Below are 15,549 nucleotides of genomic sequence, written 5' to 3' on the forward strand. Positions count from 1 at the left end.
CACAGGCAGCCGTCCGGCGACCGGGGATCATCCGTACCGTCGGTGAGGGACGTCAACGCCCCCGTGCCCGGGCGGTGTTACGCCCCCTCCTTCAGCACCCGCGAGATCAGCCTCCGCTGTTCGTCCGTCAGCCGGGGATCGGCGGCGTACACCGTCCTCCCGTCCACGGTGATCTGGTAGCTGAACCCGTCCGGCACCCCGACGGGGGGCGTGCCCCGTCCGTCGGCGACCGCCCGTTCCGCCAGGGCGTGCCACTCGGCCGCGTCGGGGCGTCCCGTGGTGTCGACCTCCGCGTGGCGTTCGATGCCCGCGAAGCCTCCTGTGCGCCTCACCTGAATCCGCATGGGTCCGTGTCTAGTACGGAACTACAGCGTGCGCACCCCGACCTGCTCCCAGGCCTTGCGCACCGCCTCCAGTTCGTCGGCGTCGCCGTAGCGCTCCCGGGCGGCCCGCACGGTCAGCGTCGCGAAGTCCGTGAACAGCGCGTCCTGCGCCAGCTCGCCACCGGTGAGCACGTCGTACCAGACCTGCCCCGCCCGCTCCCAGGCGTGTCCGCCGAGCTCGGTGGCGACGAGGTAGAACGCGTGGTTGGGGATGCCGGAGTTGATGTGGACGCCGCCGTTGTCGCGGCCGGTGCGCACGTAGTCGTCCATCGTCGCGGGCTGCGGGTCCTTGCCGAGGACGTCGTCGTCGTACGCCGTGCCCGGCGCCTTCATGGAGCGCAGCGCCACCCCGGTCACGCGCGGGGCGAGCAGCCCGGCGCCGATCAGCCAGTCGGCCTCGGTGGCGGTCTGGCCGAGCGAGTACTGCTTGATGAGGGCGCCGAAGACGTCGGACACCGACTCGTTGAGCGCGCCGGGCTGGCCGTAGTAGGTCAGGTTGGCGGTGTGCTGGGTGACGCCGTGGGTCAGCTCGTGGCCGATCACGTCGAGGGGGATGGTGAAGTCGAGGAAGATCTCCCCGTCCCCGTCGCCGAAGACCATCTGCTCGCCGTTCCAGAAGGCGTTGTTGTACTCGCGGTCGAAGTGCACGGTCGCGTCCAGCGGCAGCCCGCCGCCGTCGATGGAGTTGCGTCCGTAGATCTTGAGGAAGTGCTCGAAGGTGGCGCCGAGTCCCGCGTAGGCGCGGTTCACGGTGGCGTCCTGGCCGGGCTCCTCGCCCTCGCCGCGCACCTTCCTGCCGGGCAGGTCGGTGCCGTGCCGGGCGTCGTAGATCGTGCGGTGCGGCTTGTCGGGCTCGGCGTCGGCGCGCGGGGCGACGGCGGGGGCGCCGATGACCGTGGTCAGCGAGCGGTGGGTGCGCTCGAAGGCGTCGCGCTGGAGGGTCCGGCGGGCGGGTCCGGCGAGCACGGGGTCGTCGTGCTGGGCGAGCTTGTCGAGGACGTGGGGCGGCACGATGGTGCAGAAGACGGGCTCGAAGCCCCCGGATGTCGTCATGTCCGGAACCATCGCACTGCGTGACACGACTGTCACCCCCCGCAACCACGATTGGTGAAAAGCGACACCAAGGAGCCCTCCCGGCCGCCGGTGAGTGGTATACGGCACTTTTTGTCCCGGTTCCCTCCGTGGTCCCGCATACTGATACGGACCCACGCGCGCCGCGTGGCTCGGCTAGGGTGCTGGGCATCATGCGTTTCGGGCTGCTTCTCCTTAGCTGCCGCGGCGAGGGCCTGTAAGAGGCCGACTCCCTCCCCGCGGAGCTTGGTGGTGCCGTCGGCCGTCCTTCCGGAACACGCGGACGTCGCGGACGTCCCGCACACCGCGGACATCACGAGGAGCCCACGCAACATGGCCAACCGCCAGCAGCCCAGTTCCATGCCGACCGCCAAGTACCGCGGATACGAGCAGGTCGACATCGCCGACCGCACCTGGCCGGGCCGGCGCATCACCACCGCCCCCCGCTGGCTCTCCACCGACCTGCGCGACGGCAACCAGGCGCTGATCGACCCCATGTCGCCCGCCCGCAAGCGCGCGATGTTCGACCTGCTGGTCAAGATGGGCTACAAGGAGATCGAAGTCGGCTTCCCGGCCTCCGGCCAGACCGACTACGACTTCGTGCGCTCCATCATCGAAGAGCCCGGCGCCATCCCGGACGACGTGACGATCTCCGTACTGACCCAGGCCCGCGAGGACCTGATCGAGCGCACGGTGGAGTCCCTGCAGGGCGCCAGGCGGGCCACCGTCCACCTGTACAACGCCACCGCCCCCGTCTTCCGCCGCGTCGTCTTCCGCGGCTCCCGGGACGACATCAAGCAGATCGCCGTGGACGGCACCCGGCTGGTCATGGAGTACGCGGAGAAGCTGCTGGGCCCCGAGACGGAGTTCGGCTACCAGTACAGCCCCGAGATCTTCACCGACACCGAGCTGGACTTCGCCCTGGAGGTCTGCGAGGCGGTGATGGACACCTACCAGCCCGGCCCCGGCCGCGAGATCATCCTCAACCTGCCCGCCACCGTGGAGCGTTCCACGCCGTCCACGCACGCGGACCGCTTCGAGTGGATGCACCGCAACCTCTCCCGCCGCGAGCACGTCGTGCTGTCCGTCCACCCGCACAACGACCGCGGTACGGCGGTGGCGGCGGCCGAGCTGGCGCTGATGGCCGGCGCCGACCGCGTCGAGGGCTGCCTGTTCGGGCAGGGCGAGCGCACCGGCAACGTCGACCTGGTCACCCTGGGCATGAACCTGTTCTCCCAGGGCGTCGACCCGCAGATCGACTTCTCCGACATCGACGAGATCCGTCGCACGTGGGAGTACTGCAACCAGATGGAGGTCCACCCGCGCCACCCGTACGTGGGCGACCTGGTCTACACGTCCTTCTCCGGCTCCCACCAGGACGCCATCAAGAAGGGCTTCGACGCGATGGAGGCCGAGGCGAAGGCCAAGGGCGTCACCGTCGACGACATCGAGTGGGCCGTCCCCTACCTGCCGATCGACCCCAAGGACGTCGGCCGCTCCTACGAGGCGGTCATCCGCGTCAACTCGCAGTCCGGCAAGGGCGGCATCGCCTACGTCCTCAAGAACGACCACAAGCTGGACCTGCCGCGCCGGATGCAGATCGAGTTCTCCAAGCTGATCCAGGCCAAGACGGACGCCGAGGGCGGCGAGATCACGCCGACGGCCATCTGGGACGTCTTCCAGGACGAGTACCTGCCCAACCCGGACAACCCCTGGGGCCGCATCCAGGTCGCCAACGGCCAGACCACGACCGACCGCGACGGCATCGACACCCTCACCGTCGACGCCACCGTCGACGGCGAGGAGACCACCCTGGTCGGCACCGGCAACGGTCCGATCTCGGCGTTCTTCCACGCCCTGCAGGGCGTCGGCATCGACGTACGCCTGCTGGACTACCAGGAGCACACGATGAGCGAGGGCGCCTCCGCGCAGGCCGCGTCCTACATCGAGTGCGCCATCGGCGACAAGGTCCTGTGGGGCATCGGAATCGACGCGAACACCACGCGCGCCTCGCTGAAGGCGGTCGTCTCCGCCGTCAACCGCGCTACTCGCTGACCAGCCGAATCGGCGGTTTGGGGCTCCGTTCGCCGGAAAACGGCGGGCGGGGCCCCGTCGTATACCGGCCATCTCCATGTGCAGGTCACGGAAAGGTCTCGTCCCGGGTACTGACTCCACGTCGGTGATGTGGCTAACATCACGCCAGCGCGACGATGCTGTCGCGCGGTTACGGAGGTGCGACGTGCTGCCTGGACGGGGACGGAACGGCCGAGCTGCCCGGCTGCCACGCATGCTGGGCACGCGCACCGCGTGGACACCCGTCGGCGACGGCGAGTTCTTCTGCCCCGGCTGCGGAGGCGACCGCAACTACCAGCGGCTCACCGGCCGCCGCCGCTTCACCCTGCTCGGCGTGCCCGTGCTGCCGCGCGGCGAGTCCGCGCCCACCGTCGAGTGCGCGGCCTGCCGCCGCCACTACGGCACCGACGTCCTCGACCACCCGACCACCACCCGCTTCTCCGCGATGCTCCGCGACGCCGTCCACACCGTCGCCCTCGCGGTCCTGACCGCGGGCGGCACCTGCTCCCGTACGTCACTGGAGACGGCGGCCGTCGCGGTGCGCGCGGCCGGCTTCGAGGACTGCACCGAGGACCAGCTGAACGCGCTGGTCGAAGCGCTGGAGGCGGACACCGGCCGGGTCCGCGGGGAGCCCTGCGTGCCCGGCCTGGCCATAGAACTGCACGAGGCCCTGGACCCGCTGGCCCCGCACCTCGCCACCGTCGGCCGCGAGTCGATCCTGCTCCAGGGCGCCCGCATCGCCCTGGCCGACGGCCCCTACACCCCCGCCGAACGCGACACCCTCGCGACGGTCGGCGCGGCCCTCACCCTCTGCTCCGACGACGTGACCCGCCTCCTGGAGTCGGCGGGCACGCCCTCGTAGCCCGGCCTCCCGGCCCGCCCCCTACCCGGGAATGTCCAGGCGCATGATCTGGCGGTGCATGCCCGGGCCGAAGTAGTCGGGGCGCAGGCCGCCGTCGGGTTCCTCGGGGCGGAAGCCCAGGGAGCGGTAGAGCAGGATGGCGGCGAGGTTGGCGGGTTCCACGGTGAGCCGGACCACCCCTATGCCGTCCCGGCGCAGCCGGCTCAGGACCTCCGTCATCAGCTCCCGGCCCAGCCCGTGCCGGCGCCGGTCCTGGGTGACGCACAGGCCGAGGATCCAGCTGTCCCCGCCGAGCGCCCTGGTGGCGGCGAGGACGTAGCCGCGCAGCCGGCCCGTTCCGTCGTCGAGCACCAGGAAGTGCTCCTCGTACATGTCGAAGAGCTGGCGCAGGAGGAAGCCGGGATAGGCGACCTCCTGGAAGACCTCCTCGTCGAGCCGCCGGAGTTCGGGCAGGTCGGACTCCCGGGCCGTCCGCAGGACCAGTGGCAGGGTGTCCGGGTACGGCTCCCCGGGGAACTGCTCGTGGCGGTCCAAGGAGCGTTCCAGCGGTTCGGCGGTCATGCAACCCCCAGTCAGGACGTGCGGACGTCAACTCGACGACACCGGCGGCGCACCCGAAGGAATGAGACCTCGTGTGGCGGCCGGTGGCTCCTTCTGGCTAGAGTGAGCTTCCAACTTCCCCTGTGCAAGGGCGAGTTCGGGTGTGCGACGGTGCGCCGGACGTGCACCCGACGGAAGAGGACTGGCGTGTTCCCGGCTGTCTCGACGTGTCCTGGTGGCTTACCGTGCACGACACTGGGGCTTGTCCGGAATCGAATGGAACGCGGCAGGGTGACTATGGATCGCAACGCCGACGCACCTTGGTCGCAATTCGATCCAGAGGTGTATGTCGACAACAACTACCGGACGCCGCTCGAAGTCGATCTGCTGATCGTCCGGTTGATGCGCGACTATTTCGGCCGCTGCTTCGCCGGGGGCGTTCCGGAATCGGTGCGGGGCGTCGACGTCGGCGCCGGCGCGAATCTCTACCCCGCGCTCTCCATGCTGCCGTGGTGCGAGAAGGTGCTGCTGCTGGAATACGCGCACCCGAACGTCGAATACCTGGAGAAGCAGGTGTCCCCGGGCGGGTACGACACCGCGTGGGACGCGTTCTGGGAGGTGCTGAGCGAGTCGCCCGCCTACCGTGCCGTCGAAGCGAAGAACCTGGTCAGCGAGATCGTCCGGGTGGAGCGCGGCAACCTGTTCGACCTGGAGGAAGGAAACCGGCGCTGGGACCTCGGGACGATGTTCTTCGTCGCCGACTCGATGTCCGAGTGCCCCGACGAGTTCCGCCGGGGCGTGCGGTGCTTCATGAACGCGCTCAGTGAAGGCGCGCCGTTCGCCGCCGCGTTCATGAAGGAGTCGCTCGGCTACCGCGTCGGTGAACACGACTACCCGGCCTACCGGGTGAACGAGGACCGGGTCAGGGAGAGCCTGGAACCGTACACCGGAGAGCTGGAGATCCACGATCTGCACCACGTGGTGCGGCCGGGACACGAGGGAATGCTTCTCGCCCTGGGACGGCGCAATTCGGAGATTGCCACCCCGTAGGAACGGGGACCATGCTGAACACAGGGCAACGAGATCTGTACGAGGGGTGCGGGGATGCAGATCAAGCCACGCCAGCATCTGCTGGACATCTGGCAGGCCATGGCCCGTCACGCGTTCGACGACGGGAAACTCCTGTGGGGGGACACCGACGGGCTGAGCAGCGTCGCGGACGCCGAACGCCTGCTCTGCCTCCTGTATCCGGCCACCGAGGTCCCCGCCTTCCGGCTGGACCAGCCGGACACCACCGAACGTGACGTCCTGCGCGCCCTCGACCGGGTCGGCAGCCGGCTGGAGATCCCGCCCAACCTGATCACCGCGCTCAGCCAGTTCATGCGCACCCACACCGGGACGGACGACAGCCCCACCTTCGCCGGCGGACACTACTTCCGGCCTGCCGAGCCCGGCGGTGAGATCACCCACGAGCAGAGCCAGCTGGGCGTGGTCGACTCCTACTCCATGTCCGTCACGCTCTGCCTCGCCACCCTCGGATTCCTCAAGGTCTACGAGGGCACCACGACCCGCCCCGAGGTGCGCAGGGCGATCACCGAGCTGAGAGAGGCCACGAACGCCCGGCTGACCGCGGCCATGGTCAGTCTGCTGCGCTCCTTCACCGTCAACGTCTTCGACGCCGAGTCCGAACAGGGCAAGCGGCTGATCGAGGTCGTCGGACAGGGCAGACAGTCCGACCGGGCCGTCCTCCAGCAGTTCTCCCGCAGGTTACGCCCCCTGCGCGCCACCATCATCGAGAGCCTCAGCCGCGGCATCGAGGTCGACGAGGGCATCCGCGACGAGAGCCAGCTCTTCGAGTGCGGCTGGGCCTGGGGCGTCGTGCAGGACGCCCCGGAGATCACCGACCTGAGCACCCCGGTCCCCGGCCAGCCCGCCGGCATAGCCGACCGGCTGCCCTACGTGTACTTCACCGTCGTCGCCCTCGACGGCATCCAGGACCTGTTCTCCGACCGCACCCTCACCCTCGGCCTGCTCGACGCCGACCAGCAGGTACTCGCCGAGGCACTGCGCCTGCGCTGGGAGCTCAGCCAGCAGTACTGGTCCGCGATCGCCCGCTTCGGCACCGAGCGCTGGCCCCTGGAGGACCTGCCCTGGCAGACCACCGGCCTGCGCCTGGAGTCCGAGTACTTCTCCCTGACCGTCGCGGCCATCCTCGTCCACGACCTGGTGCGCCGGAAGGCGACCGACGACGACCTCACCCGCACCGTCGCCATCATGGAGCGCCTCGCCGACCGCGGCCGCGTCACCAGCCGGATGACCAGGGACGACCCCGCCATCCGGCTGCACAACCCCGGCGTCACCATGCCGCTCGCCGGGTCCGAGCGCTCCGGCGGGCTCCTCATGTGGCGGATGACCGACTTCTCCGCCCAGCTCCTCAAGCGGATCATCCAGCTCGCCGAACTCTCCCGGAACATCGGCGCCCAGGACCGGCTGCTGCGCCTCGCCGAGCAGGCCTTCGAGCACCTGTGGAAGCGGCGGATCGAAGAGGAGGACGGCGCCGGCCTCTGGGACAACGTCCGGGCCGTCTACCCGGACGCGCGCAACGTCGGCCTGCGCATGTCCTGGAGCATCACCGAGCGCGTCACCGAATGCCTCGTCGCCGCCCGCAACCTGTACGAGCAGCAGCCCATCCGCAGCCCCGAACTCGCCGAGCTGGCCCGCGAACTGCTCAGCGAGGCCACCCATCTGTTCGGCAAGGAGCAGCTGGAGGCCTCCGCCGCCGCCGACGGCAGCAGAGCCCGGGCCATGCGGAGCATCGAGAGCCGCCTCGACCGCGCCCGCGGCCTGGTCGACGACCGGCCCGCCACCGCCTTCGCCCTGGCCCTGCCCGTGCTCCAGGAACTCGACACCCTGGCCCAGGCCAGGGGTGCCGCCGCGCAGGAGGTGTGAGTGTGCTCGTCTTCGCCGCCTCCGACAAAGGAGGCACGGGGCGCTCGGTGACCAGCGCCAACCTGGCGTACCAGCGTGCCCTCACCGGCGACCACGTGGCCTACGTGGACTTCGACTTCGGCTCGCCCACCGCCGCCGCCGTCTTCGACGTGCCCGGCGCGATGCGCGGCACCGAGGAACGCGGCCTCCACTCCTACCTGGAGGGCGAGGTCGCCGAGCCGGTCAGGATCGACGTGTGGCGGCAGACCGAGCACCCCCTGCTGCGCGCCCGCCCCAACCAGTCCGGCCGCCTCGTCCTGTTCCCCGGCGACGCCGGCGGCGGCGAGTTCGCCATCGGCGAGGAGTCCCTGGAGCGGTGCATCGACCTGCTGCTGCGGATCAACGGCGAGTTCGACATCACCGTCGTCGACCTCAGCGCCGGCCGCAGCTACGCCGTCGACCTGGTCCTCGCGGCCACCGCCCACCCCCGGATGCGCAACGTCCCCTTCCGCTGGCTGGTCTTCCACCGCTGGACCCGGCAGCACGTCATCGCCGCCTCGGGGCTCGTCCACGCGGACCACGGCATCGTCGGCGGAGGCGTCGAACGCGGGCACGACGAGGAGAGCCTGCTGGCCGCCATCCGCTTCGTGCGGGCCGCCGTACCCGACCCCGAGTCGCCGCTGTGGTCCCAGGGCTCGCCCGCCCAGGCCGCCTGGATGCAGGCCTGCGACGAGGCGCTGCGCCGGCTCGCCGCCGAGCACCGCATCGGCGACAGTGTCGTCCTCGGCGTCGTACCGCTGGAGCCCATACTCCAGTGGCGCGAGCAGCTCATCACCGAGGAGGACGTGCTCTCCACCCAGATCGCCAACAAGGAGACGCTGGAGGCGCTGGAGGAGATCGCGCGGCGCCTGACGGACGACTCGCACTGGGGGCGGCCATGACGGACGCGGTGTTCCGGGAGACCGCCGCCGAGCCGCGCACCCAGTCGGTGCCGCTGGCCCACCTCTCCCTGGAGCTGGGCCACCTCTACATGGAGGACTTCGAGGCCGGACCCGAGCGCCTGCGCCGGCACTTCACCGAAGTACGCCCCTGGGTGGAGGCGGCCCGCGCCGCCGCCACCGCCCGGGCCGGCGGCAAACGCGCCCGGATCAGCACCTGCTTCCTCATCGACGACTACTTCACCCGCTTCTCCACGCCCGCCGCGGTCGTCCCCATGCTGCTCGCGGAGGCCGAGCGGGCCGGGCTGACCATCGACTACCTGGCCCGCGAGTCCGGCTGCGCCACCGCCGGCAAGGTGCCCGTCGCCGAGGCGGTGGCCGGCCGCATCGTCGAGTCCCCGCCGCCCGGCAGCTACGGCCTGCGGCCGCCCGCCGCGCAGACCGGATGGCTCGCCAACGGCGAACGCAGCCCCGTCGCCCGCGCCCCGCAGGCCATGAAGCGGGCCGTCGAGTGGCAGCCGCCCAGGGAGACCGCCGCCCGCCGCCACTCCGTCTTCCTCGACGTCGAACTGTGGAGCGACGACGCCGACGGGCACCGCACCTGGTCCTGCCCCTTCCTCGCCGCCGTGTGGCAGCTCGCCCGCCTGGGACTGCTGCGCAACGAGGGGGAGGCGGTCCTCGTCCCCCAGCCGCACACCGTCGCCGGCTTCCCCGACGACTGGGACGAACTGCCCCCCCTGCTCCGGCTCAACGACCGCGCCGACCCCTTCTCCGCCTACCGCACCTGTTCGGTCCTGCCCACCCGCTTCCTGCCCGTCGAGCACGCCGTCCGCGTGATCCTGGACCAGACCGAGGTCGACCCGGGAGCGCTGGCACAGGTCGCCGACCGCTCCGGACGGGAGCGCACGGCCGTCCCCGACTCGGTCGCCGACCGCATCTCCTACGTGTACTACTCGGGGCTGTGACATGGCGCCGGCGGAGATCTCACCGCGCGCCGTGCTCGCCTGCGGCGAGGTCCGCACCTGCCTGCTGCCCGCCCGGCAGGCCCTCGACATCCGGGCCGCCGCCCAGCTCCTGTCCCTGCGCGCCGACGAACGGGTGCTGACCTCCGAGCGTCCGAGCCTCTACGCGCGTTCTCCCGACACCCTCACCGGCGTCGACTGCCCGCTGCCCAGCGCCAACGGCGCCCGGATCCGCGCGGTCGGCACCGTCGCCGCACGGGCCGCGCTCACCGAGGGGCGCGTCCTGCAGACCTCCGCCCGCTTCCGCGTCCCCGCCACCGGTCCCGACCAGCGACGGCCGTGGGGCGAGTACCTGGTGCGCCCCGGCATGGTCGAGCCGCTCGGGAAGCTGCCCCACGAGGCGGTCGCGCGGGGCGTGCTCGGCGGCGGACGCCACGGCGACCTCGACGCCGGACTGATCGCCGACGGGCTGCTGACCCGGCTGCTGCGCCACCCCCTGCTCGACCAGCGCCCGCCCTTCCGGTCCCGCCCCACCCGGCTGCGCTGGGCCGCCCTGCCCGCCGATCCGGGCGACGGCCCGTCCATCGAGCGGTTCACCCTCGCCGAGGACGAGCTGCGCACCGTCCGCCTCCGGGTGCCCGAGGGCACCCCCGCCGACGGCCTCGCCGCACTCTGCGAGGACCTCGCCCTGCACGACTGGCTGCTCACCACGGTGGTCCGCATGCTCGACGGCGTCCGCCTGGGCACCGGAGCCGCCCGGGACGCCGGCGCCGTCGTCCGGACCCTGCGCCCGGCCGTCGACCACCTGCTGCACCTGTGGATGCCCCGCGCCCGGGTGGGGCCGGAACTGGCCCCGCTGTGGGACCCGCTGGAGGAGCGGCCCGGCTTCACCCGGCAGTGGCGGACGCTGGTGCAGCGCATCCGGGACCAGCTCACCCTGCACGCCATTCCCGCACCCCACCAGGAGGTGGAACCGGTCCCCTGACCGGGGCGCCGACGCCTCCCACGCACATCCCCGCACCCCGATCGACCCCGATCCGACGCGTATCCCAACGGGGGGAGAAGCGAGATGAGCACGGCACAGTCACCCCGACCCGACGACACGAACCGCCCGCCCGGCCCGGCCGCCCTGAGGGGGGAGTCCCCCTGGGCGCGCATGCTGCTGATCGCCCTGGTCGTCGGCGCCCTCTTCTGGGGCGTCACGGCCCTGCTGAGCCCCGACGACGGAACACCGCGCCAGTTCGCGGCCGCCGTGCTCTGCGCGGGCGCGGCGATGCTCGTCCAGTACGTCATCGGCCTGGCCCCGCGCCCGGGGCACGCCCGGCTGGAGGAGCACACCCGCCGGGTGGAGAGCGCCCTGGCCGAGAACACCGCCGCCGTGCGGGAGGGCCTGAACCGCTACGACGACGAGCTGAAGTCCGGGCTGACCCGGCACACCCAGGACGTGAAACAGCTGGTCGAGACCCACGTCGCGCAGGCCGACCACGGGGCCGCCGAGTCCCGCCCGCTGGGCCCGGTCCGCATCGACAGCGTGCCCGACCTGGCCAAGGGCTTCGCCGACGTCCTGCTGCCGGAACCCTCGATCCTGCACACCTTCGTCCACCTGGAGATGGCGCGGGTCGTCGGCCACATGGCGGACCTCACCAACCTGACCACCGAGTGCCCGGGCGAGAACCACGACTGGATGCTCACCCTCACCCGCGCCGCCGAGCAGTCCATCTGCGCCACCAGCACCGCCGTCGACCGGGAGTTCTGGAACAGCGAGCCCGCGGGCCGCTACCTCGACGCCCAGCAGACGGCGATCGACGAGCAGGGCGTGTCGGTGCGCCGGCTGTTCCTGCTGGAGAGCGCGCGCGAGCTCGACGACCGGCTGCTGCGGCTGTGCGAGGAGCAGGAACTGCGGCGCATCGACGTACGCGTGGCCGTCCTGCCCGAGCTGCCCCCGCACCTCCAGCGCGGCACCACGAACGACTTCATCCTCTACGACGAGGGGGTGTCGTTCGAGATCGAGCAGGACCTGCGCGACGTCAACGTCCGCACCCGGCTCACCGCGCGCCAGGACTACGTACGGGACCGGCTGAAGCGCTTCAGGGAACTCTGGGACGCGGGCATGGGCCTGCGTGAGCTGGAGGTGCGGGTCGATGCCGAGCAGGACGGCAACTGGATGGTCGACCGGGCCTGACCGGCACCTCGGGGTACTCCCCGGGGAGTAACGAGGGCCCCGCGTCACCCCGGGAGGTAGCCGCGGACTCGCTCTCGCGCCCGACGTATCGGCGTCCCGCCGGCGGAAGTCTGGAGACCGACCCAGACATCCGACCGGAGGGGAGTCCGTCACATGGGGGCAGCAAGGACAGGTGCGGGGACGAGCGGGGGGCGACGCCGGGCCGTGCCCTGGCTGGTGCTCGGACTGTGGATCGCCGTACTGGCGATCGCCTCGCCGTTCGCGTCGAAACTCTCGGACGTGCAGCGCGACCGCGCCGTCGACTACCTGCCGGCGAGCGCCGACTCGACGCAGGTCGCGAAGATCCAGGACCGGCTGCCGGGCGGCGAGGCCACCGAGATGGTCGTCGTCTACCACCGCGACGCCGGACTGACCGCCGCCGACAAGGCCACCGCCGCCGACCAGATCGCCGAGATCGCGTCCGCGCACCGGCTGACCGACCGCCCGGCGGCCATCCCGTCCGAGGACGGCACGACGCTCATGTACCCGGTCGCCTCCACCGAGCCCGGCCAGGACGAGGAGGCCCGCGACGCCCTGGCCAACGCCGTACGGGACGTCGCCGAGGGCGGCGACGGGCTGAGCGTCGAGGTCGGCGGTGCGGGCGCCCTCGCCACCGACGCGAGCGAGGTCTACAACTCCCTCGACGGCCCGCTGCTCTACACCACGGCCGCCGTCGTCGCCCTCCTGCTGATCCTCATCTACCGCAGCCCGTTCCTGTGGCTGGTCCCGCTCGCCGTCGCCGGGATCGCCGACTACCTCTCCATGGGCGTCGCCTACGGCCTCAACCAGTGGTTCGGCACCTCGGTCTCCGGCCAGAGCTCCGGCATCATGACGATCCTCGTCTTCGGCGTCGGCACCGACTACGCGCTGCTGCTCGTCTCCCGCTACCGCGAGGAACTCCGCCGCATCGAACGCCCCTACGACGCCATGGTCGCCGCCCTGCGCGGCTGCGGCCCCGCCGTGCTCGCCTCCTCCGGGACCGTCGCCGCCGGACTGCTGTGCCTGCTCGCCGCCGACCTCAACTCCAGCCGGGGCATGGGCCCGCTCGGCACGGTCGGCGTGCTGTGCGCGCTGGCCGCCATGCTGACCCTGCTCCCCGCGATCCTGGTCCTGCTCGGCCGCCGCGTCTTCTGGCCCCTCGTACCCCGCTACGGCAGCACGCCCAAGGCCCGCAGGTCGCTGTTCACCGCGATGGGCAGCTCCGCCGAGCGCCGGCCCCGCACCGTCCTCGTCGGCGGCGCCCTCCTGCTCGGCGCGCTGGCCCTCGGCTCGCTCAACCTGCCCGGCTCCCTCAAGCAGGAGGACACCTTCACCAGCAAGCCCGAGGCCATCGCCGCCATGGAGACCCTCGCCGCCGCCTACCCGGAGCGCGGCACGCAGCCCATCACCGTCATGGCCCCGGCCGACCGAGCCGAGGCCGTCCTCGCCGAGGCCCGCGACACACGGGGTGTGGAGAGCGCCGAGGCCGGCCGCAGCGGTGACGGCTGGACGGAGCTGACCGTCCTGGCCGCCGCCCCGCCCCAGTCGGCCGCCGAGACCGCCACCATCGAAGCCCTGCGCGACAAGCTCGACGGCTCCTACGTCGGCGGCCCCAGCGCCCAGCAGATCGACCTGGAGGACACCAGCGCCCGGGACACCGTCATCGTCGTCCCGATCGTGCTGCTGTCGGTCCTGCTGATCCTCGTGGTGCTGCTGCGCTCGCTGGTCGCACCGCTGATCCTGGTCGCCGCCGTCGTCGCCGTGTGGGGCGCGGCCCTCGGTATCGGCGGGCTCGTCTTCGGCCCCGTCTTCGGCTTCGAGGGCACCGACCCGGGCCTGGGCCTGCTGTCCTTCGTGTTCCTGGTGGCCCTCGGCGTCGACTACGGCATCTTCCTGATGCACCGCATGCGCGAGGAGTCCCTGCACGGCGCCGAACCGACGCGGGCCGCGCTCACCGCGCTGCGCACCACGGGCGGTGTCATCGCCTCCGCCGGGCTCGTCCTCGCGGCCACCTTCGCGGTGCTCACCAACATGCCGATGGTGCAACTCGTCGAGCTGGGCTTCGTCATCGCGGTCGGCGTCCTCCTCGACACCTTCCTCGTCCGCACCTACCTCGTCACCAGCGCGAGCGTCGTCCTGCGGCGCCGGGTGTGGTGGCCGGGCCGGCTGTCCCGGGCGCCCGAGGCGCCGGCGCGGGCGGGGGAGCGGGAGTCCGTCGGTGTCTGAGCGGCCCGGCTACCGGAGTGCGCCCCTCCTCTCCCGGAGGGGCGCGTCCGTCGCGGAGGATGGGCGCGTGCAGGCAACCACTCCGGCAGCGTCCGGGCCCTCCCGCGTCGGTGAGCGGATCATGGCCGCGATCAACCGCGACCCGCTCACCGCGCCGCACCGCGACCGCAACGACGCGGTGCTCGCCGTGGTCCTCCTCGCCGGCGCGGTCTGCCTGGCGTCGTTCACCGACGAGGGCCGTCGCCCGGACTCCGTGGGCTGGGCGCTGCTGGTCGCCGCGCACGTCCCGATCGTGTGGCGGCGACGCCACCCGCTGCTGGTGCTCGCGGCGGTGTTCGCCTTCGTCGGGCCGTACCACGCCATGGACAACAACCACACCGCGCCCGGTGCCGCCTCCTACGTCGCCCTCTACACGCTCGCCGTCACCGGCCGCCCGCTGCGCACGATCCTGACCGGCGTCGCGGTCCTCACGGCGTCGGTGAGCGTCATGCTCACCGTCAACACCCACCAGGCCGTCGAGCTGATCCGCATCTCCGGCTGGGTGGTCGCCATCCTCTTCGCCGGGGTCGACGTCCGCTACTACCGCCAGTACGTGGCCTCCATCGTCGAGCGGGCCGAGCGCGCCGAACGCACCCGCGAGGAGGAGGCCCGGCGCCGTGTCGCCGAGGAGCGCCTGCGCGTCGCCCGGGACCTGCACGACCTGCTCGCGCACAGCATCACCCTCATCGGCGTGCAGACCTCCGTCGCCGCGCACGTCCTGACCGCCGACCCCGAGCGGCTGGACCGGGCCGCCGTCGCCAAGGCCCTCGACGACATCGCCGACACCTGCCGGAGCGCGCGCGGCGAACTGCGGACCACGCTGGAGGTCCTCCGGGAGAAGGACGCCCCCGACGCCCGCGGCCCGCTGCCCGGACTGCACGGCCTGCCCGACCTGGCCGAGGCCGCCCGGCTGGCCGGAGCGCGGGTGGACCTGTCGGTGCGCGCCGGCGACGTCCCGCCGGCGGTCGGCGCCGCCGCCTACCGCATCGTGCAGGAGGCGCTGACCAACGCCGTACGCCACGCGGGCCCGGAACCGTCCGTCCGCGTCGAGGTGCACGCCGGGCGAGGTGTCCTGAGCCTGTCCGTGACCGACGACGGGATCGGCCCCGACCCCGACGGCACCCCCGGCTTCGGCCTCGTCGGCATGCGCGAACGCGCCCGCAGCGTGGGTGGCTCACTCGACGCCGGGCCGCGGGGCGGGGGTGCCTGCGGCTTCGGGGTGAGGGCCGTGCTGCCGGTCCCCACGGCGTCCCCGGCACCTTCGGCGCCTTCGGCGCCCGCCCCCGCACCCCTGACGACCGTGACCCCGAAGAGAGACGACTGACGG

Annotated in this window: 13 protein-coding genes; 10 read left to right on the plus strand and 3 right to left on the minus strand. The window is 72.1% G+C overall.

Translation table 11 applies throughout. From position 1 onward, the window contains the following. Nucleotides 1–77: 77 nt before the first annotated feature. Nucleotides 78–344: a protealysin inhibitor emfourin gene (locus ACP4J0_RS12420; protein ID WP_426598697.1), complete on the minus strand. Its 267-nt coding sequence runs from the start codon at nt 342–344 to the stop codon at nt 78–80. 21 nt (nt 345–365) lie between these two features. Then, a complete protein-coding gene (locus ACP4J0_RS12425; RefSeq protein ID WP_426598698.1) occupies nt 366–1,436 on the minus strand; it encodes a M4 family metallopeptidase in 1,071 nt (356 codons plus the stop codon). A gap of 351 nt (nt 1,437–1,787) precedes the next feature. Here ACP4J0_RS12425 and leuA point away from each other — a divergent pair, with 351 nt between their 5' ends. Together leuA and ACP4J0_RS12435 are read left to right on the plus strand one after the other, a co-directional pair. After that, nucleotides 1,788–3,509 (plus strand): 2-isopropylmalate synthase, encoded by a 1,722-nt coding sequence (gene leuA, locus ACP4J0_RS12430; RefSeq protein ID WP_426598699.1) that lies wholly within the window; start codon nt 1,788–1,790, stop codon nt 3,507–3,509. Between the two features lie 184 nt (nt 3,510–3,693). Further along, nucleotides 3,694–4,389, plus strand: a complete 696-nt coding sequence (locus tag ACP4J0_RS12435) for a TerB family tellurite resistance protein (protein ID WP_426598700.1) — start codon at nt 3,694–3,696, stop codon at nt 4,387–4,389. Between the two features lie 21 nt (nt 4,390–4,410). Here the strand turns inward: ACP4J0_RS12435 and ACP4J0_RS12440 are convergent, their stop codons facing one another. Further along, the gene (locus tag ACP4J0_RS12440; protein WP_426598701.1) at nt 4,411–4,950 is read right to left on the minus strand and encodes a GNAT family N-acetyltransferase; all 540 of its coding nucleotides are present in this window, start codon (nt 4,948–4,950) and stop codon (nt 4,411–4,413) included. 255 nt (nt 4,951–5,205) lie between these two features. Here ACP4J0_RS12440 and ACP4J0_RS12445 point away from each other — a divergent pair, with 255 nt between their 5' ends. From ACP4J0_RS12445 to ACP4J0_RS12480, 8 genes are all read left to right on the plus strand, one after another. Then, complete coding sequence (locus ACP4J0_RS12445) at nt 5,206–5,979, plus strand: SCO2525 family SAM-dependent methyltransferase (RefSeq protein WP_426598826.1); 774 nt, start codon at nt 5,206–5,208, stop codon at nt 5,977–5,979. Between the two features lie 54 nt (nt 5,980–6,033). After that, a complete protein-coding gene (locus ACP4J0_RS12450) occupies nt 6,034–7,878 on the plus strand; it encodes an SCO2524 family protein (protein WP_426598702.1) in 1,845 nt (614 codons plus the stop codon). Between the two features lie 2 nt (nt 7,879–7,880). Beyond that, nucleotides 7,881–8,798 carry an SCO2523 family variant P-loop protein gene (locus ACP4J0_RS12455; RefSeq protein ID WP_426598827.1) on the plus strand — a complete coding sequence of 306 codons (918 nt, stop codon included), beginning with the start codon at nt 7,881–7,883 and terminating at the stop codon, nt 8,796–8,798. Then, nucleotides 8,795–9,760, plus strand: coding sequence for an SCO2522 family protein (locus ACP4J0_RS12460; protein WP_426598703.1), 966 nt, complete (start codon nt 8,795–8,797; stop codon nt 9,758–9,760). Before ACP4J0_RS12455 ends, ACP4J0_RS12460 begins: the two co-directional genes overlap by 4 nt. Nucleotide 9,761: 1 nt before the next feature. Next, complete coding sequence (locus ACP4J0_RS12465) at nt 9,762–10,742, plus strand: SCO2521 family protein (RefSeq protein WP_426598704.1); 981 nt, start codon at nt 9,762–9,764, stop codon at nt 10,740–10,742. Nucleotides 10,743–10,826: 84 nt separating this feature from the next. Beyond that, a complete protein-coding gene (locus ACP4J0_RS12470; protein WP_426598705.1) occupies nt 10,827–11,939 on the plus strand; it encodes a hypothetical protein in 1,113 nt (370 codons plus the stop codon). A 153-nt stretch (nt 11,940–12,092) separates the two neighbouring features. Then, entirely contained in the window at nt 12,093–14,183 is a 2,091-nt protein-coding gene (locus ACP4J0_RS12475; protein ID WP_426598706.1) for an MMPL family transporter, read from the plus strand. A 67-nt stretch (nt 14,184–14,250) separates the two neighbouring features. Beyond that, nucleotides 14,251–15,546 (plus strand): sensor histidine kinase, encoded by a 1,296-nt coding sequence (locus tag ACP4J0_RS12480; protein ID WP_426598707.1) that lies wholly within the window; start codon nt 14,251–14,253, stop codon nt 15,544–15,546. Nucleotides 15,547–15,549 lie beyond the last annotated feature (3 nt).

The sequence above is a fragment of the Streptomyces sp. WG7 genome, assembly GCF_049975785.1.
Taxonomy (GTDB): Bacteria; Actinomycetota; Actinomycetes; order Streptomycetales; family Streptomycetaceae; genus Streptomyces.